This is a genomic window from Enterobacter cloacae complex sp. 394I7, from assembly GCF_057320345.1.
The window spans coordinates 146930-165761 of record NZ_JBXWCR010000001.1 but is presented as its reverse complement, the minus strand read 5'-3'; the positions used below and the strand labels follow the sequence as shown (position 1 = coordinate 165761).

Sequence of the window (18832 nt, the reverse complement as noted above, 5' to 3'; positions counted from 1 at the left end):
AGGGGATCGGAATGCGTAAGCAGTGGCTGGGGATCTGCATTGCGGCAAGTTTACTTGCGGCCTGCACAAGTGATGATGGTCAGCAACAGGCAACCGTCGCGCCGCCGCAGCCTGCGGTTTGTAATGGCCCGATCGTTGAAATCAGCGGTGCCGATCCCGTTTATGAACCGCTCAATGCCAGCGCGAATCAGGATTACGAGCGCGACGGCAAAAGCTACAAAATTGTTCAGGATCCCTCCCGCTTTAGCCAGGCTGGCTTTGCCGCCATTTATGATGCCGAGCCAGGCAGCAACCTGACGGCGACCGGCGAAGCGTTCGATCCGATGCAACTGACGGCGGCTCACCCGACCCTGCCTGTCCCGAGCTACGCCCGTATCACCAACCTGGCGAATGGTCGTATGATCGTGGTACGCATTAACGATCGTGGTCCCTACGGTAACGACCGGGTGATCTCCCTGTCACGCGCGGCTGCAGACCGCCTGAACACCTCGAACAATACCAAAGTCCGTATTGACCCGATTATCGTGGCGCAGGATGGCACCCTCTCCGGGCCAGGTACCGCGTGTACGACGGTGGCGAAACAGACTTACGCCCTTCCCGACCGCCCGAACCTGGACGGCGGCATGGGAAGCGTCTCTTCTCCGGCAGAGCCTTCTCAGCCAGCAGGAGAAGTGCGCCCAATCAGCAATGATACGCTGCAGAGCGAAGACACGACGGGTGCGCCGGTAAAGAGTAGCGGCTTCCTGGGCGCGCCGACAACGTTAGCCACCGGTGTGCTGGAAGGCAGCGAACCTACGCCAGCACCAGCTCCTGTTGCCGCTCCTGCCACTGAGCCTGCGCCCGTAACGGCTCCGGCGACGGCGCAAAGCACACCGGTTGCGGCTCCGGCGGCGGCCAGCGGCGGCTTTGTGGTTCAGGTTGGGGCGGTAAGCGATCAGGCCCGTGCGCAGCAGTATCAACAGCGTCTGAGCCAGCAGTTTGGTGTTCCGGGACGCGTTGCGCAAAACGGCGCAGTATGGCGTATTCAGATGGGACCGTTTGCCAGCAAATCGCAGGCAGCGTCTCTGCAGCAGCGCCTGCAAAATGAAGCCCAACTACAATCATTTATCGCTGTAGCGAAATAATGAACTGGCGGCATCCAAAGTGTCAATTTGTGTAAAACACATTCACAAACTCATGCTTAAAGTCGGATGCCTGCCTGAATAGCATTTGCTATAGTAAGGCACTTTTTTTAATTCCATCACGGATGTCGTTGTTCTGACCATGAAGACCACTTTTTCTGCTCGTTTTGTGCAGCGCATGGCGCTGACCACGGCCCTTTGCGCAACTGCTCTCTCTGCAGCTCACGCCGATGACCTGAATATCAAGACCATGATCCCTGGCGTTCCGCAAATCGACGCGGAATCGTATATCCTGATCGACTACAACTCTGGCAAAGTGCTGGCTGAACAGAATGCCGACGCCCGCCGCGATCCGGCCAGCCTGACCAAAATGATGACCAGCTACGTTATCGGCCAGGCCATGAAAGCAGGGAAGTTCAAAGAAACGGATCTGGTCACCATCGGTAACGATGCGTGGGCAACCGGCAACCCGGTATTTAAAGGTTCATCATTGATGTTCCTGAAACCGGGCATGCAGGTTCCTGTTTCTCAGCTGATCCGTGGTATTAACCTGCAATCCGGTAACGATGCGTGCGTGGCAATGGCCGATTTCGCCGCAGGAAGCCAGGATGCCTTCGTCGGTCTGATGAACAGCTACGTCACCGCGCTGGGTCTGAAGAACAGCCATTTCCAGACCGTACATGGTCTGGACGCAGATGGTCAGTACAGCTCCGCACGTGATATGGCGTTGATTGGTCAGGCGCTGATCCGTGACGTGCCGAACGAATACTCCATCTATAAAGAGAAAGAGTTCACCTTCAACGGTATCCGTCAGACCAACCGTAACGGCCTGCTGTGGGATAACAGCCTGAACGTTGACGGCATCAAAACTGGCCATACCGATAAAGCTGGCTACAACCTGGTTGCTTCTGCCACCGAAGGCCAGATGCGTCTGATCTCTGCCGTGATGGGCGGTCGTACCTTCAAAGGTCGTGAAACGGAAAGCAAGAAACTGCTGACCTGGGGCTTCCGTTTCTTCGAAACCGTGAACCCGCTGAAAGCCGGTAAAGAGTTTGCTTCTGAGCCAGTCTGGTTCGGTGATAACGACCGTGCTTCCCTTGGCGTGGATAAAGATCTGTACCTGACCATTCCTCGTGGTCGCATGAAAGATCTGAAAGCCAGCTACGTACTGAACACCACTGAGCTGCACGCGCCACTGCAGAAAAACCAGGTGGTGGGCACCATCAACTTCCAGCTGGATGGTAAAACCATCGATCAGCGTCCGCTGGTTGTTCTGCAAGAAATCCCGGAAGGCAATTTCTTCGGCAAAATCATTGATTACATTAAATTGATGTTCCATCACTGGTTTGGCTAAAAATTGAACACTTGAAAGTGTGATTTTGATCCCCATATACTAGATATCCTGATAACTCCCACCTGTCGTGGGAGTTATTCTTTTTGACGCTACGCCGGAGCTGACATGAAAACCAAACTTAACGAACTGCTTGAATTCCCTACCCCGTTTACCTACAAAGTAATGGGTCTGGCGAAACCTGAGCTGGTTGATCAGGTGGTTGAAGTGGTACAGCGCCATGCGCCGGGTGACTACTCTCCGTCAGTAAAACCAAGCAGCAAGGGCAACTACCACTCGGTATCCATTACCATTACCGCAACCCACATTGAGCAGGTTGAGACGCTGTACGAAGAGCTCGGCAATATCGAAATTGTTCGTATGGTGCTGTAGTCCCTCTGCGGTTACCCGGTTTGCCGGGTAACCCGCCTCCCCGCTTGTGATATACTCTCCCTCACCTTTTGTCCCTCGTCTTCGGAGACGTCCTTTTGTATCAGGATAAAATTCTTGTCCGTCATCTCGGGCTGCAACCTTACGAGCCTGTCTCCCAGGCCATGCATGATTTCACCGATTCACGCGATGACACCACCCCTGATGAGATCTGGCTGGTCGAACACCTGCCGGTATTTACACAGGGACAGGCGGGAAAAGCGGAACATTTATTGATGACGGGTAATATCCCGGTAATTCAAAGCGATCGCGGTGGGCAGGTCACGTACCACGGGCCTGGGCAGCAGGTGATGTACGTTCTGCTGAACCTGAAGCGCAGAAAGCTCGGCGTTCGCGAACTGGTTACCCTGCTGGAACAAACCGTGGTTAACACGCTGGCGGAATACGGTATTGAAGCCCATCCGCGTGCCGATGCGCCGGGCGTCTATGTGGGAGAAAGTAAGATTTGCTCACTGGGGCTGCGTATCCGCAAGGGCTGCTCCTTCCACGGGCTGGCACTGAATATTAATATGGATCTTACCCCCTTCCAGCGCATAAACCCCTGCGGCTACGCCGGAATGGAGATGACGCAAATGCGCCAGTGGGTTGAAAGCGCAACGCCCGAGAATATTCGTCCTGTGCTTTTGAAGAACGTTTTAGCCCTACTTAACAATCCATCTTACGAATATATCACTGCTTAATATATCATGCATCATGGCTCGATTATTTGACGGGCCACTGTTTATTTACCGCTTTTACGCTTTACAATAATCCGCTTATTCTATATTTTCGAAGCGCCCGAATATTACCGCTACATATTATTTAGCCTCCAGCCAGAACTGCATACAGGGCGTAAGTAACTTGCGTGATAATCACACAACTGTTTGTTTTTGATAAACAAGTGAAACAAAACCAACACTTTACGAATCTCTACAAGCATAATAAATAAATTCAACTATCATTCATAATGTGAATGTATACGGAGTGAAAGCGTGGAGTATAATAATTTACCAGCCAAACGACTGAATGACCCAGGTGGTGAGGACAAGCCACAAATTTTTCGGACTTTACGTAATATTGATCTCAATTTGTTGACTATTTTTGAGGCAGTATATGTCCATAAGGGTATCGTTAATGCTGCGAAAATTCTTAATCTCACGCCTTCAGCAATAAGCCAGTCAATTCAAAAACTGCGCGCTATATTTCCCGACCCGTTATTTATTCGTAAGGGCCAGGGGGTTACGCCGACGGCCTACGCTACCCATCTGCATGAGTACATCAGCCAGGGGCTGGAGTCGATTCTGGGTGCGCTGGATTTAACCGGCAGCTATGACAAACAGAGAACCATCACTATCGGCTGCACCCCGTCTGTCGGCGTGCTGGTGATGCCCGCTATTTTTCAGGCGATAAAAGAGCATGTTCCCCAGCTCCTGCTGCGAAATGTGCCGCTCAACGAGCCTGATATTCAGCTTGCTCAGTTTCAGACCGACCTGATTATAGAAAGCGGCAGCTTTAGCGCCCGAGCGCTCGGACAACATGTCCTGTATGCGGATAACCTGGTGCTGGTGTGTCGCCAGCAGCATCCCGCCCTGAGCGCGCCGTTGACCATTGAAAATCTGCGCAACTACGATCATTCGTCTTTCATGACCGAAGGACAGTCCAACCATGCGCTGCGTCAGCGAATCGATGAGATATTCCCGGAACGCCAGATCAGCTTCAGTAGTTACAATATGTTCACCACTGCCTCCCTGATTGGCAGCAGCGACATGCTCTGCATCATGCCTTCGCGTCTGTATACCTTGTTGCGTAAATGTTGGCCGCTGGAGAGCATTCCTCTCAACCAGCTCAATGCGGAATCTATCGAGATTTCACTGCATTACAACAAACTCAGCTTGCGCGATCCGGTACTGGAAAACGTTATCCGCGTCATCCGCCAGGCCTTCTGACAGGTTGATACGGCACAAGCCCCTGCCCCCTGCCGGGCAAAACGCACAAAACAACAACTATTTTACAAATTGGCGACCTGGCAGGCTGCTTTACCGACCGTTTCAATGATATACTGCCTGTCGTTCGTTCAAAAATAGTTGATAAATACAACATTCCCTTGAATAGAAACGCTTTCCTTCGATATTCGCAACTGGAACACGCACGCTATGAGTAAACCCATTGTGATGGAACGCGGTGTTAAATACCGCGATGCCGATAAAATGGCCCTTATCCCGGTTAAAAACGTGGCTACAGAGCGCGAAGCGCTGTTAAGAAAACCGGAATGGATGAAAATTAAACTTCCGGCTGACTCTTCGCGTATCCAGGGGATCAAAGCGGCGATGCGCAAGAACGGCCTTCACTCCGTCTGTGAAGAAGCCTCTTGCCCGAACCTTGCTGAATGTTTCAATCACGGTACCGCGACGTTTATGATTCTGGGTGCCATCTGTACCCGCCGCTGCCCGTTCTGCGATGTGGCTCATGGCCGCCCGGTAGCGCCCGACGCTAACGAACCTCAGAAACTGGCACAGACCATCGCCGATATGGCGCTGCGTTATGTCGTTATTACCTCCGTTGACCGTGACGATCTGCGTGATGGCGGTGCTCAGCACTTCGCTGACTGCATTACCGCTATTCGCGAGAAAAGCCCGAACATCAAAATTGAGACGCTGGTTCCAGACTTCCGCGGCCGTATGGATCGCGCGCTGGACATCCTGACCGCGACGCCACCAGACGTGTTTAACCACAACCTGGAGAACGTGCCACGTCTCTACCGTCAGGTACGTCCTGGTGCGGACTATAACTGGTCTCTGAAGCTGCTGGAGCGTTTTAAAGAAGCGCATCCCCATATTCCAACCAAGTCAGGCCTGATGGTTGGTCTCGGTGAAACGAATGCTGAGATCATCGAAGTGATGCGCGATCTGCGCCGCCACGGTGTGACCATGCTGACGCTGGGACAGTATCTGCAGCCAAGCCGCCACCACCTGCCCGTGCAGCGCTACGTGAGCCCGGATGAGTTTGATGAGATGAAAGCCGAAGCGCTGGCGATGGGCTTTACCCACGCAGCCTGCGGCCCATTTGTTCGCTCCTCTTACCATGCCGATATGCAGGCAAAAGGCGAAGAAGTGAAATAAGACTGTAATATTCACTTACAGTAATACAAAAAAACCGGCCTCTTGAGCCGGTTTTTTTTCGCAAGCCCTCAGGCATTGCCGTTACTCTTTGTGAGAAAGCTTCTCTGCCGGGATGTCACCCTCGGCGCTTTTCTTCGCAGCCGCATCATCGTCGTTCATCGCTTTCTTAAAGCCTTTGATGGCGGCACCCAGGTCACCACCCAGCGTGCGTAACTTCTTGGTACCAAACAGCAGGACGACCAGTGCGGCAACCACCAGCAGTTTGGTAATACTAATCTCACCCATAGATACCTTCTTTACATAAACCAGGCTGCATTCAGCGCCAAAAACCTGATTGTATTAACGGTCATTTGACGCGTGCACACAATAGCAATCTGTAACAAGGTGAATCAAGCATTGTTGAAAAAAACATCACAATAATTGCGGTGGCGCAAACCGACGGTTGCGAAGAACCGGTAATTGCTGCCGTGCAAGCGTAATCCTCTCCCGCTGTAACTCTGTCATCAGCAAAACCGGGGCCTCCGCCGCAGCGGCTATCGTAACTCCCAGCGGATCCACCACCCTGCTCTGCCCAATGTTCTTATTGCCGCACTCCCCCGAGGCCACAACATAACAGGTTGTATCCAGCGCACGCGCTGTAAGGAGCGTTGCCCAGTGATGCTCTTTAAGCGGCCCCTTGACCCACGCGGCAGGCACAACCAGCACGTCAGCCCCCTTTAACGCGAGCGTAAGTGCCAGCTCAGGAAAACGCAGGTCGTAGCAGGTCATCAACCCAATCTTAAAGCCATCGACATCAAGCAGCGGTGGGATGCTGTCTCCCGGATCCACCCGCCGTGACTCCTGAATGCTGAAGGCATCATAAAGATGGAGTTTGGCATAGCGCGCAACGATCGCGCCGTCACGGATGGCCACGAGGGTATTTACCGCCCGTCCCGCCGTTGAGGGGACATGCACCGTAAAGAGGGTGGTCAAACCATTGCCCGCACTTTCCGCCAGCAGGTGCTGTAAAAATCCGCCGTCCAGGGGCTGGGCAGACTTCACCGACAGGTCCGGGTCGTTGTCATCTCTTGCCAGCAGCGCCTCCGGCAGCACCAGCAAGGATGCTTCTTTCAGGCGGGCCTGCCTCATCAGAGAGACACATCTATCTGCATTCTCTTGCCAGTCAGGCGTAACCGCAAACTGTCCTACCGCAACATACATATTTGTCCCCTCAGCAAAAACCGCGTTAAACTCGCCACTCTTACACATCAAATAGCAGGTATTTACAGTGTTACAACTACTTTTAGCCGTTTTTATTGGTGGGGGTACGGGTAGCGTTGCGCGGTGGTTTTTGAGTATGCGTTTTAATCCCCTGCATCAGGCTATTCCAATGGGTACGCTGGCGGCTAACCTGATAGGTGCTTTCATTATTGGCGTGGGGCTGGCCTGGTTTAACCGTATGACGCATATCGATCCCGTGTGGAAGCTATTAATTACCACCGGCTTTTGCGGCGGTTTAACCACCTTCTCCACGTTCTCGGCGGAAGTGGTTTTCCTGTTTCAGGAAGGGCGTGTCGGCTGGGCGCTGATGAACATTGCGATTAATATGCTCGGCTCCTTTGCGATGACGGGGATCGCATTCTGGCTATTTTCTTCCGCCACGACGCACTAACAGACGCTGCGTTAATGTTGGCTTAATTTTTCTCTGTCACTCTGAACGCAATACTGAACGAGGGTGACAGAATGAAACAGAACCTGATGAGCGCAGGTGTGGTGTTGTTGAGCGTGCTGATCGTTGCCAGCTTCCTCAAAATGTATCTGCTTAGCTGATTCAACGCGAAAAAAAACCCGCTCAGTGAGCGGGTTTTGAAATTCTTGCTGACGCGTCTGAATTACAGAGCGATTACGTTAGCAGCAGAAGGGCCTTTGGCACCGTTAGTGATTTCGAACTCTACACGCTGACCTTCAGCCAGAGTTTTGAAACCATTAGACTGGATTGCAGAGAAGTGTACGAACACGTCTTTGCTGCCATCTTCAGGAGTAATGAAACCGAATCCTTTGGACTCATTAAACCACTTAACGTTACCTTTAATCTTAGACATCAAAATTACCTTTACATTAAAAAACGACACAAATGCTGTGTCGGATACCAGTACATCAATTGTGGGACCTTTTGTCCAGCGGTTCTTTGATAAAAAGTGACTAAAGTCGCGTTAATTTCTGCTGACGGTTTTTTATCTCAACGGAATCAACGGCTGCACATTTTTTCACCACCACGTGACGTTTTTTCAGTTAAAACTGAAAACGCATCCAGGCGAAGTAAACGTTACCGTTGTTGTATGTCCCCGGGATATAGGTCATCTGGAACGTTGCCGGACCATAGCCGATAGAGGCCAGAGGCAGCAGCACCGGAATCGGAATGTAGTTCCAGTTGTCGCGTGCGGTCACACCGGCGGTGTAGCCCAGCCCCACATGGAAGTTTTCATCGGCTAACGGACGCCAGGTTTTCTCCCAGCCATAACCCCCGATTGGTTCCCATTTGTTAAAGGAATCTTTAAAGGCCATCAGATAGATGCCATGCCAGTTCCCTTTTTCGTCCCAACGAGACTGACCAAAACCAGCCCCCCACGGGCGCTCGTTATATTTGTCAGTCTTTTCTTTGTCATAGGCAAAACGCGCATGCCACGTTATTGCCGGAACATACAGGTCATAATGCTCTGGCGCAGTCCAGGTCTGCGACACATTATCAGTGAAGGTGGAGAACCAGCCTTTATCGGTTGCATTGCTCTCGGCGTGTGCAACAGACGACAATGCTAACTGCCCAAAAATAAACAACAAAATGAGGAAAAATTTATTACGTACAATCACAATGCAATTACCATTCTTAGTATTCGAGGCAAAGTTTACCATAAAATAGTTTAATCAAAGCTTAACAGCATCAGCGTTATTCCTAATTAATCAGCGTCTTCCTGGGAATATTCTGAGAGGAACATACCTTCACGCCATAATAAACACAATAAAAGTAAGCCTTTATTAGGCTTTAATACGCTGGACAATCCAACCAACGCCAGCAATGACGGTCTCCAGGGCCCGTCCCGGAGGGCTGCCAGCAGCCATTAGAAACCCAGTTCCCAAAGGGTTTTTGCCTTTTCTTTCTGCGGCGAATTTAAACCCACAAAATATTTAACAACCCATTATCATTTAATTGACATATAGTGATATCTCTACCGGTCAATATGCGCATGAGATAAATGCCGGGGCGATGGCAAAAATACCGTTAATATCTTCTTTAGTAGTCTGTTTATTGATTTTAATCAGCAAGGACAGAACATTAATTCGGCACATTTCATCCTTCTTTTTTATTGATTATTTGTGCTCTCGGGCAGCAAGGACACAGGGGAAACCATGCTTACGTTTATCGAGCTCCTTATCGGAGTCGTCGTCATTGTCGGTGTAGCGCGCTACATCATTAAAGGTTACTCGGCCACAGGGGTGTTATTTGTCGGCGGGCTAACCCTGCTCATTATCAGCGCCATCATGGGCCATCAGGTGTTACCGGCCAGCGCAGACAGTACGGGCTACACCGCCACTGACATTGTTGAATACATTAAAATCCTGCTCATGAGCCGCGGTGGCGACCTGGGTATGATGATCATGATGCTGTGCGGTTTTGCGGCGTACATGACCCATATCGGCGCGAATGATATGGTGGTTAAACTGGCGTCCAAACCGCTGCAGTACATTAACTCCCCGTATCTGCTGATGGTCGCGGCCTATTTCCTTGCCTGCCTGATGTCCCTCGCCGTGTCGTCCGCAACCGGTCTTGGCGTATTGTTAATGGCCACCCTGTTCCCGATCATGGTTAACGTCGGTATCAGCCGCGGCGCGGCCGCCGCGATTTGCGCCTCGCCAGCCGCCATTATTCTTTCCCCCACCTCCGGTGATGTCGTGCTCGCAGCCAAAGCCGCTGAGATGTCGCTTATCGACTTTGCGTTCAAAACCACGCTGCCCATTTCTATCGTCGCCATTGTCGGCATGGGCATCGCGCACTTCTTCTGGCAGCGTTATCTCGATAAGAAAGAGAACATCAGCCACGAGATGCTGGACGTGAGTGAAATCACCACCACCGCGCCGGCGTTTTATGCCATTCTGCCGTTCACACCTATTATTGGCGTGCTTATTTTTGACGGTAAATGGGGCCCGCAGCTGCACATCATCACCATTCTGGTGATCTGCATGCTGCTGGCCGCCCTGCTGGAGTTTGTGCGTGGGTTTAACACGCAGAAAGTCTTCTCGGGTCTGGAAGTGGCCTATCGCGGTATGGCGGATGCGTTTGCAGGGGTCGTTATGCTGCTGGTTGCAGCAGGCGTCTTCGCCCAGGGTCTGAGCACCATCGGCTTTATTCAGAGCCTGATTTCCATCGCCACCTCGTTCGGCTCGGCCAGTATTATCCTGATGCTGGTTCTGGTAGTGCTGACCATGCTCGCCGCCATGACTACCGGTTCAGGTAACGCGCCGTTCTACGCCTTTGTTGAGATGATCCCGAAACTGGCTCACTCCTCAGGCATTAACCCGGCCTATCTCTCCATTCCCATGCTGCAGGCGTCAAACCTCGGTCGCACCATTTCGCCGGTATCGGGTGTGGTTGTAGCCGTTGCCGGGATGGCAAAAATCTCGCCTTTTGAAGTGATCAAACGCACCTCCGTCCCCGTGATTGTGGGGCTGATTATCGTGATTATTGCCACGCAGGTGCTGGTACCCGGCGCAGCTTAAGCTAAATTCCTGATATCCAGAAAGCGCCTGCGGGCGCTTTTTGTGCTTTAATAATTTCCAGAAATTATTCATGCTCATTCGATCAGGAAATCACATGTTCAGGAAGGATATCGTTATTCCGTCTGGCGCAATCGCGCTGGCACTCTGTGTATTCTCCGCACAGGCCGACCCACTCAAGGCAACGCAGTATGGCGATTTCGATCGCTACGTTCTGGCTCTTTCCTGGCAAACCGGGTTCTGCCAGAGCATGGCCGACCGTAACCGCAACGAGCCCGAAGAGTGCCGTTTACAAAAAGAGAGTGATAACAAAACCGATTTTCTGACCGTGCACGGATTATGGCCGGGGCTGCCAAAGTCTGTTGCCGCACGGGGGGTGGATGAACGTCGCTGGATGCGTTTTGGCTGCGCAACCCGTCCAATCCCGAACATGCCGGAGGTGAAGGCCAGCCGCAAATGCGCTGCCGCCGAAACCGGACTGTCGCTTTCAGGTGCTGCGAAGCTGAACAGCGTTATGCCAGGTGCTGGCGGTAACTCCTGCCTGGAACGCTACGAATATGCCAAACACGGCGTGTGCTTTGGTTTTGATCCTGACGCGTATTTCGGCACGATGGTGCGCATGAATCAGGAGATAAAAAACAGCGCGGTCGGCAAGTTCCTCGCCGATAACTATGGAAAAACCGTAAGCCGCAGCGACTTTGACAGCGCCGTGGCCAAAGGCTGGGGCAAGGAGAATGTCAAAGCGTTCAAGCTTACCTGTAATGGCAACCCGTCCTACCTGACCGAAATGCAGATCTCACTGAAGGCAGACACCATTAATAACCCGCTTTCTGCAACCTCATTTGCTCCGCAGCCACACCCGGGTAACTGCGGAAAACAATTCGTCATTGATAAAGCCGGTCACTGATTGACGATCGGTCGGGTCATGTCAAACCGGTGCTCGTCACTGATGCCATAGTAAGCCGTCGGCCCACCCGCACGCAGGATGGGCTGCGCTTTCGCCGTCTGATAAATCCCCTCTTCCAGCAACGTTTCGGCGATGTGAATACCCACCACTTCGCCGAGCACCAGCCAGGTATCAACCGGTGTGCCGTCGGCCCCGGTAAGCTGAATACACTGCGACAGGCGACACTCAAAGTTAACCGGGCTTTCTGCCACCCGCGGGGCGTTCACCAGCTGGCTGGCCGCTGGCGTTAATCCCGCAAAGGTAAATTCATTTTCATCGTGGGGAAGCATCGCCGAGGTCGCATTCATCGCTTCAGCCAGATCGCGCGTCGCCAGGTTCCAGACAAACTCGCCGGTTTCGGTAATATTACGCACGCTGTCTTTCCAGCCGTTGCTGGAAAAACCGATGATGGGCGGACGATAGTTAAAGCAGTTAAAGAAGCTATACGGCGCGAGATTCAGCTGACCGGCGTTGTCGCACGAGGAGATCCAGCCAATCGGGCGTGGGCCAATAATCGCGTTCAGTGGGTCATGCGGCAGGCCGTGTCCCAGAGAAGGTTGATAGAAATACATAGTGCTCTCTTAATGGTGGGGCAGACACGAATTGCGTTTCGCTCAGTACCCTGGATCAGGACACTCAGCGTAACGCAATCCGCCAGGAATTAAGACTGAATAAATTTCAGCAAATCGTCATTGATCTGGTGCTTATGCGTGGTGCATATGCCGTGAGAACCCCCGGCATAGACCTTCAGTTCAGCGTTCGGCAGGATCTCTGCAGCCACCCGACCACAGGTCTCGATCGGGACTATCTGGTCGTCATCGCCGTGGATCACCAGCGTCGGGATAGTCATCTTTTTCAGATCTTCACGCAGATCGGTTTCAGAAAACGCTTTTACGCAGTCATACAGCGCCTTGATCGACCCCTGAAGCCCCTGCTCAACGAAGCTCTCCCGCACCGCTTTGGACTCTTTTGCCCCCGGGCGGTTATAGCCATAAAACGCCTCGGTCAGCGCATAGAAGAAAGCTGCGCGATCGTTAATCACGCCTTCCCGAATACCATCAAACACCTCTTTCGGCACACCGTTCGGGTTGAAATCGGTTTTGATCATAATCGGTGTCACGGCACCAATAAGTACCGCTTTCGCCACGCGATCCGTACCGTGGCGACCAATATAGCGCGCCACTTCGCCACCGCCGGTTGAATGCCCCACGTGAACAGCGTCTTTCAGATTCAGACGCGCCGTCAGCTCAGCCAAGTCGTCGGCGTACTGATCCATATTGTGCCCATCCCACGGCTGCGCTGAGCGGCCATGTCCGCGGCGGTCATGTGCAATTACGCGAAATCCTTTTGACCCCAGGAATAACATTTGGTCTTCAAAGGCATCCGCCGTCAGCGGCCAGCCGTGGCTAAACACCACGGGTTGCCCGCTTCCCCAGTCTTTAAAATATAAATAACTGCCGTCTTTCAACGTAATTTTGTCGTAATCGCTCATGAGATCTCCTGAGAAGAAACACTGAATGCGGATAGTCGCCCGCAGGGGGCGCTTAAAAAGAATAATGCAAATTGACAAGGGAGCACGTTTTTCACCGAAAATTCATATGACCCATGAATGTGACCTGTATCACTTCAAAGTTGTGCGCTCAGCCAGTATCATCAGAAGAGTTAAACCCTCGCTGCCAGACGGCGAGGGTTTTCTTTTGGATTGGTTTCTGCGTTACACGCAGCATTAACGACATGGAGTAAAAAATGTCCAGACCCACCATCATTATCAATGAGCTTGACGCAGAACGTATTGACAGACTGCTGGAAAAAGCAGAATTCGCTTCGCTTCCGGTGGCTGACGCCCTGAATGAAGAGCTTGACCGGGCACAGATGTGCACGCCTGAATCCATGCCTCACGACGTGGTCACCATGAACAGCCGGGTTAAATTCCGTAACCTGGCCACCGGTGAAGAGCTGACCCGAACGCTGGTCTACCCGGCGCAGATGACCGACAGCAGTGCACAGCTTTCGGTCCTTGCCCCTGTGGGTGCCGCGCTTCTAGGTCTGCGTACGGGAGACACCATCAACTGGGCGTTGCCAGGCGGTGCCGCGGCGCATCTGGAAGTGCTGGAGCTGCTCTACCAGCCAGAAGCCGCGGGCGACTACCTGCGTTAACCCCATCTGAACAAACGCTCCCGCGTTGCACAGAGGATGCACCCGCATCCTCTTTCCGCAAATTCACCCGATTATCCTATATCGCCCGAAAACCCCTTAACCCACGCTTAATCTGTTTGGGTGCCGCGGGGACGGTCATGAGTGAGATAGTGGTTATCACACTTATTTTTCTCATTATTCTGGCGATCATCGTCATGGCGGTGCTTTATCTTGAGCGTCATCGGTAAGCGATAATCTCACACCACCCCACCCGGGAAAGCATTGACCAGGCCTTTCACCTGCTGTGCTGCCGCGTCAGGCGTTTCCGCCCCCGGCACCAGAATGACCTTGCGGCACTCCTCCTCCCGTTTTTCGAAAATCTTGTAGGCGCGTTCCGCATCCGCCAGCGGCAGATAGTGGGTCACAATCTCCTCCGGCGTAAGCAGCCCTTTTTCGATAAGCGGCAGCAACTCGCCCAGCCAGGCGTGGACGTGTGTCTGCCCCATCCTGAAACTCAGCCCTTTATCGAAGGCATCGCCAAACAGGAAGCCGTGAATAAACCCGGCGTAAACGCCAGGGACGCTGACAACGCCGCCGCGCCGGACAGCCGCGATACACTGACGCAACGCTTTGCCGCTGCTACCTTCAATTTTAAGGTTGCTGAGGATTGTTTCCGTGGTGCTGCCTTTGGCTTCGAACCCGACGGCATCAATCACCGCATCGACACCACGCTGGCCGGCAGTTTGCTCAATGATTTTTTCGGCGGCATCGTTATCATCATCAAAGTTGACAGGGATTGCGCCGTAGCGCGACTGAGCGAATCGCAGGCGATACGGGTGATGGTCGATAACGAAGATCTGTTCCGCCCCGAGCAGTCGCGCGCAGGCAATGGTCAGCAACCCCACCGGCCCGGCGCCGAACACGGCCACGCTCGATCCTTTGTCGATCTGCGCATTTTTTGCCGCCTGCCAGGCGGTGGGTAAAATATCTGACAGGAACAGCGCTTTGTCATCGGACAACAGCGGCGGCACCTTGAACGGCCCAACGTTACCCTTCGGTACGCGAACATATTCCGCCTGGCCTCCCGGCACGCCGCCGTAGAGATGGCTATAGCCAAACAGCGCGGCTGGCGCGGGAATCTGCTTTTTGTTCAGCGCGGCGCCCTGCGCGGCGTTGGTCGTCTCGCAGGCCGCGTACTGCTGCAGACGGCAGAAGAAACAGTCACCGCAGGCAATCACAAACGGGATAACCACGCGATCGCCCTTCTGTAAACTCTTCACCTCCCTGCCACACTCAACGATTTCCCCCATAAATTCATGACCAAAAATATCGCCGTGTTGCACCTTCGGGATTTTGCCGCGATAGAGATGCAGATCGGACCCGCAAATCGCCGTAGCCGTGACCCGCAGAATAATATCGTCTGGCTGTTCAATGATGGGATCGGGGACATTCTCGACGCGAACATGATGCGGGCCGTGATACGTGAGTGCTTTCATGCAACCTCCGAAAGGATCCAGGACAGTGTATAAAGGGTAGCTACCCCAGAAGACTTGCCCGTGATGACGGATCTTTTGAGATTTTTCCTGGCGAGATCAAAAAGTGGCGCCGCGCTTACAGAAACCATTCATATTTTGTGGTTGAATGAATTCAGCGTTTATAAACAAGGAGAAACGGGTATGTATCAGACAATCATTATGCCGGTTGATGTTTTCGAGATGGAGCTGAGCGACAAGGCCGTACGCCACGCGGAGTTCCTGGCGCAGCAGGACGGGATCATTCATCTTTTACACGTGTTACCGGGTTCCGCCAGCCTGAGTCTGCACCGCTTTGCCGCCGATGTACGTCGTTTCGAAGAGCATCTTCAGCACGAAGCTGAAAATCGTCTACAAACCATGGTCGGGCATTTCAGCATCGACCCTTCACGTATCAAAACTCACGTCAGGTTCGGCAGCGTGCGGGATGCCGTTAATGAACTGGCCAATGAACTGAAAGCAGACGTCGTGGTGATCGGTTCCCGTAATCCTTCCATTACCACCCACCTGCTGGGCTCTAACGCGTCGAGCGTGATCCGCCACACCCACATTCCGGTGATGGTCGTCAGGTAAAAAAAAGAGGCCACCTTTCGGTGGCCTCTTGCTGTTGCAGGTGTAGTCTTGCTTTCTTTTTATGCCGTTTTGGTGCGAATCAGATAATCGAACGAGCTCAGAGACGCTTTCGCCCCTTCACCGGTGGCAATGATGATCTGTTTGTACGGAACTGTGGTGCAGTCCCCTGCCGCGAACACCCCTTTCACGCTGGTTTCGCATTTCGCATCGATAATAATTTCGCCCATGCGGTTGCGCTCAATCGCGCCGTCCAGCCAGGTGGTGTTTGGCAACAGACCAATCTGTACGAAGATCCCCGCCAGCGCCACGCTATGCACGTCACCGCTCACGCGGTCGCGGTATTCCAGACCGGTCACTTTGCTGCCGTCACCTTTCACTTCCGTGGTCTGCGCATTCAGCACGATATCGACGTTTTTCAGGCTACGCACTTTGTCCTGCAGCACCTGGTCCGCTTTCATCTCTGGGGCGAACTCCAGCAGGGTGACGTGTTCAACGATACCCGCCAGGTCAATCGCCGCTTCCACACCAGAATTACCGCCGCCGATCACCGCCACGCGTTTACCTTTAAACAGCGGGCCGTCGCAGTGCGGGCAGTAGGTGACGCCTTTGGTGCGATACTGATCTTCACCCGGGACGTTCATGTTGCGCCATTTGGCGCCGGTGGCAATGATAATGCTGCGCGCTTTCAGCACCGCGCCGGAGGCAGTTTCAATCTGGTGTAATCCCCCTTCAACCGCGGCCGGAACCAGCTTGCTGGCGCTCTGGCTGTCGATCACATCCACTTCATAATCGCTGACGTGCGCCTTCAGTGCGCCAGCCAGTTTCTGGCCTTCGGTCTTCGGCACAGAGATGTAGTTTTCGATATCCACGGTGTCGAGCACCTGGCCACCGAAGCGTTCGCCCATCAGGCCGGTACGAATGCCTTTACGGGCGGAGTAAACTGCAGCCGCCGCGCCCGCCGGGCCGGAGCCGACAATCAGAACATCATACGCGTCACGTTTGTTCAGCGCTTCTGCCGCACGTTTTTCGGCACCCGTGTCCACTTTGGCAACGATTTCGGTCAGCGTCATACGGCCCTGGCCAAACTCCTGACCGTTCATAAAGACCGCCGGAACGCCCATGACGTTACGATCGGTGATTTCGTTCTGGAACGTACCGCCGTCAATCGCCGTGTGCTTAATGCGCGGGTTCAGCACCGACATCAGGTTCAGCGCCTGCACCACGTCCGGGCAGTTATGGCAGGAGAGTGAGTAATAGGTTTCAAACTCAAAATCGCCGTCAATATCGCGGATCTGCTCGAGCAGCGCCTGCGCCTCTTTTGACGGATGACCACCGGTCCACAGCAGTGCCAGCACCAGCGAGGTAAATTCGTGGCCCAGTGGAGAACCGGCAAAACGCGGCCCCTGGTCAGAACCCGGATTGGTGATCAAGAAGGAGGGCTTGCGCACCGCCAGACCGTTATCTTCTTTGAAGGTCACGTTCGGTGACAGTTCGGCGATCTCTGCCAGCAGTTCCTTGATCTCTGCCGATTTAGCGCTGTCGTCCAGCGTGGCAATCAGCTCAACAGGTTTGGTCAGTTTCTCAAGGTAGGCCTTGAGCTGGGTTTTCATATTGGTGTCGAGCATTGTTCTTCCCTCTCTAAAAACGTCATCATGCAAGCTGCCTTACTCGGGCGGCCTGAATGCAACTTGCATCATGGTGCTGGAATAAAATGGGCGCGGGCGCGCCCATTACGACTGTCATTTCCGGAGCCTGTCGCGTCAGAGCAGGCGATGCTCTGCGCGAAAGACTGCGGGAAACTTAGATTTTGCCAACCAGGTCTAAAGACGGTGCCAGAGTCGCTTCGCCTTCTTTCCATTTCGCCGGGCAAACTTCACCTGGGTGAGAAGCAACGTACTGCGCCGCTTTCACTTTACGCAGCAGGTCAGAAGCATCACGGCCGATACCTTCAGCGGTAACTTCGATTGCCTGGATAATGCCCTGCGGGTCAACAACGAAGGTAGCACGGTCAGCCAGGCCTTCATCTTCACGCATGTTGTCGAAGTTACGGGTCAGGGCGCCAGTCGGGTCGCCGATCATCGCGTATTTGATTTTCGCGATGGTTTCAGAGCTGCTGTGCCATGCTTTGTGGGTGAAGTGGGTGTCGGTAGAAACAGAGTAAACGTCTACACCCAGCTTCTGCAGTTCGTCGTAATGGTCTGCAACGTCACCCAGTTCGGTCGGGCAAACGAAGGTGAAGTCTGCCGGATAGAAGAAGAAGACGCTCCAGCGGCCTTCGGTATCTTTCTCGGTCACTTCGATGAATTCACCGTTTTTGAACGCCTGGTTTTTGAAAGGTTTAATTTTGGTATTAATCAAAGACATCTGTACTTCCTCCGTGTTTTCGTTGAGATGTAAGGTAACCAACTTTCGCCGGGTGGGCTAATGCGTTTGCTTTATCAAATCAATCAGCCATACCTAACAACCCGAACAAGACAACGTGATGAATTGAATTAACGAAAAGCCAAAAGTAAAAAGGCCGCCCTGATGGGCGGCCCTGATACCTGAACTTTCCACAGGAACTTTCAGTGCCAGCAATTGCTGGCGTTGCGTTGCGCTCTACATACCTCATATCAAGGCCGTAACAGCGCCTTGATTACAACACCCGCACAGCGCGAGGGCAATGCACATGAGCGCCAATCGTATCTATGGCTGTGATAGGTTTCATCGAACACGGTTTATCGCGCAGAACGTAAGACGCGCCGGCGAGGATTAATAAAAATGAATGATAATTATTTGTCTATATATAATTGAGACTATTTTAATGCAAACACCCTCGCAGTTTTAGAGATAAAAATATCTTAATATTCATTGAAGCTCTATTTTATAAATCTGCCATCGTGATATATTAAGTCAAC

General features: G+C 52.9%; 21 protein-coding genes. 12 read left to right on the top strand and 9 right to left on the bottom strand.

From position 1 onward, the window contains the following. Nucleotides 1–11 precede the first annotated feature (11 nt). The 6 genes from rlpA to lipA all read left to right on the top strand — a co-directional run bounded on the left by rlpA (nt 12) and on the right by lipA (nt 5999). Nucleotides 12–1124 carry an endolytic peptidoglycan transglycosylase RlpA gene (gene rlpA / locus AC2FAP_RS00770; protein WP_025204674.1) on the top strand — a complete coding sequence of 371 codons (1113 nt, stop codon included), beginning with the start codon at nt 12–14 and terminating at the stop codon, nt 1122–1124. A gap of 139 nt (nt 1125–1263) precedes the next feature. Next, on the top strand, nt 1264–2475 hold the full coding sequence (gene dacA / locus AC2FAP_RS00765; RefSeq protein WP_014169116.1) for a D-alanyl-D-alanine carboxypeptidase DacA: 1212 nt from the start codon (nt 1264–1266) through the stop codon (nt 2473–2475). A gap of 105 nt (nt 2476–2580) precedes the next feature. Continuing rightward, nucleotides 2581–2844, top strand: coding sequence for a DUF493 family protein YbeD (gene ybeD, locus AC2FAP_RS00760; RefSeq protein ID WP_003858718.1), 264 nt, complete (start codon nt 2581–2583; stop codon nt 2842–2844). 95 nt (nt 2845–2939) lie between these two features. After that, nucleotides 2940–3581 (top strand): lipoyl(octanoyl) transferase LipB, encoded by a 642-nt coding sequence (lipB, locus tag AC2FAP_RS00755; protein ID WP_449541408.1) that lies wholly within the window; start codon nt 2940–2942, stop codon nt 3579–3581. A gap of 291 nt (nt 3582–3872) precedes the next feature. Next, nucleotides 3873–4826 carry a YbeF family transcriptional regulator gene (locus AC2FAP_RS00750; RefSeq protein ID WP_047743940.1) on the top strand — a complete coding sequence of 318 codons (954 nt, stop codon included), beginning with the start codon at nt 3873–3875 and terminating at the stop codon, nt 4824–4826. A gap of 207 nt (nt 4827–5033) precedes the next feature. Next, the gene (lipA, locus tag AC2FAP_RS00745; protein ID WP_025204675.1) at nt 5034–5999 is read left to right on the top strand and encodes a lipoyl synthase; all 966 of its coding nucleotides are present in this window, start codon (nt 5034–5036) and stop codon (nt 5997–5999) included. Nucleotides 6000–6080: 81 nt separating this feature from the next. Here the strand turns inward: lipA and tatE are convergent, their stop codons facing one another. Further along, on the bottom strand, nt 6081–6284 hold the full coding sequence (gene tatE / locus AC2FAP_RS00740; RefSeq protein ID WP_014169112.1) for a twin-arginine translocase subunit TatE: 204 nt from the start codon (nt 6282–6284) through the stop codon (nt 6081–6083). A gap of 126 nt (nt 6285–6410) precedes the next feature. Then, nucleotides 6411–7199, bottom strand: coding sequence for a deaminated glutathione amidase (locus tag AC2FAP_RS00735; protein ID WP_279260445.1), 789 nt, complete (start codon nt 7197–7199; stop codon nt 6411–6413). Nucleotides 7200–7266: 67 nt separating this feature from the next. Between AC2FAP_RS00735 and crcB the strand changes: the two genes are divergently transcribed. Then, nucleotides 7267–7650, top strand: a complete 384-nt coding sequence (gene crcB / locus AC2FAP_RS00730) for a fluoride efflux transporter CrcB (RefSeq protein ID WP_014169110.1) — start codon at nt 7267–7269, stop codon at nt 7648–7650. 220 nt (nt 7651–7870) lie between these two features. Here the strand turns inward: crcB and cspE are convergent, their stop codons facing one another. Both cspE and pagP read right to left on the bottom strand, forming a co-directional pair. Continuing rightward, on the bottom strand, nt 7871–8080 hold the full coding sequence (gene cspE, locus AC2FAP_RS00725) for a transcription antiterminator/RNA stability regulator CspE (RefSeq protein ID WP_002439184.1): 210 nt from the start codon (nt 8078–8080) through the stop codon (nt 7871–7873). Nucleotides 8081–8270: 190 nt separating this feature from the next. Continuing rightward, nucleotides 8271–8888: a lipid IV(A) palmitoyltransferase PagP gene (pagP, locus tag AC2FAP_RS00720; RefSeq protein WP_014169108.1), complete on the bottom strand. Its 618-nt coding sequence runs from the start codon at nt 8886–8888 to the stop codon at nt 8271–8273. Between the two features lie 495 nt (nt 8889–9383). Between pagP and dcuC the strand changes: the two genes are divergently transcribed. Continuing rightward, complete coding sequence (gene dcuC, locus AC2FAP_RS00715) at nt 9384–10751, top strand: anaerobic C4-dicarboxylate transporter DcuC (RefSeq protein ID WP_020885003.1); 1368 nt, start codon at nt 9384–9386, stop codon at nt 10749–10751. Nucleotides 10752–10845: 94 nt separating this feature from the next. Further along, complete coding sequence (gene rna, locus AC2FAP_RS00710; RefSeq protein ID WP_020885004.1) at nt 10846–11655, top strand: ribonuclease I; 810 nt, start codon at nt 10846–10848, stop codon at nt 11653–11655. Here the strand turns inward: rna and AC2FAP_RS00705 are convergent. Beyond that, nucleotides 11649–12266: a flavin reductase family protein gene (locus AC2FAP_RS00705; protein ID WP_025204679.1), complete on the bottom strand. Its 618-nt coding sequence runs from the start codon at nt 12264–12266 to the stop codon at nt 11649–11651. The genes rna and AC2FAP_RS00705 overlap by 7 nt on opposite strands. 89 nt (nt 12267–12355) lie before the next feature. Beyond that, nucleotides 12356–13186 carry an alpha/beta fold hydrolase gene (locus AC2FAP_RS00700; protein ID WP_250368696.1) on the bottom strand — a complete coding sequence of 277 codons (831 nt, stop codon included), beginning with the start codon at nt 13184–13186 and terminating at the stop codon, nt 12356–12358. Between the two features lie 254 nt (nt 13187–13440). Between AC2FAP_RS00700 and rnk the strand changes: the two genes are divergently transcribed. Continuing rightward, nucleotides 13441–13851 (top strand): nucleoside diphosphate kinase regulator, encoded by a 411-nt coding sequence (gene rnk, locus AC2FAP_RS00695; protein WP_014169101.1) that lies wholly within the window; start codon nt 13441–13443, stop codon nt 13849–13851. A gap of 137 nt (nt 13852–13988) precedes the next feature. Further along, nucleotides 13989–14078: a small membrane protein YldA gene (gene yldA / locus AC2FAP_RS00690; protein WP_271661446.1), complete on the top strand. Its 90-nt coding sequence runs from the start codon at nt 13989–13991 to the stop codon at nt 14076–14078. Nucleotides 14079–14087: 9 nt separating this feature from the next. Here yldA and AC2FAP_RS00685 read toward each other — a convergent pair whose 3' ends face one another. Continuing rightward, nucleotides 14088–15326, bottom strand: a complete 1239-nt coding sequence (locus AC2FAP_RS00685; RefSeq protein ID WP_449541410.1) for a zinc-dependent alcohol dehydrogenase — start codon at nt 15324–15326, stop codon at nt 14088–14090. Nucleotides 15327–15506: 180 nt separating this feature from the next. Here AC2FAP_RS00685 and uspG point away from each other — a divergent pair, with 180 nt between their 5' ends. Beyond that, complete coding sequence (gene uspG / locus AC2FAP_RS00680) at nt 15507–15935, top strand: universal stress protein UspG (RefSeq protein ID WP_020885008.1); 429 nt, start codon at nt 15507–15509, stop codon at nt 15933–15935. 59 nt (nt 15936–15994) lie between these two features. On the opposite strand, the gene ahpF is transcribed toward uspG, so the two are convergent. Both ahpF and ahpC read right to left on the bottom strand, forming a co-directional pair. Then, entirely contained in the window at nt 15995–17560 is a 1566-nt protein-coding gene (ahpF, locus tag AC2FAP_RS00675) for an alkyl hydroperoxide reductase subunit F (RefSeq protein ID WP_032681429.1), read from the bottom strand. Between the two features lie 175 nt (nt 17561–17735). Then, on the bottom strand, nt 17736–18299 hold the full coding sequence (gene ahpC, locus AC2FAP_RS00670; RefSeq protein ID WP_008501015.1) for an alkyl hydroperoxide reductase subunit C: 564 nt from the start codon (nt 18297–18299) through the stop codon (nt 17736–17738). Nucleotides 18300–18832: the final 533 nt, after the last annotated feature.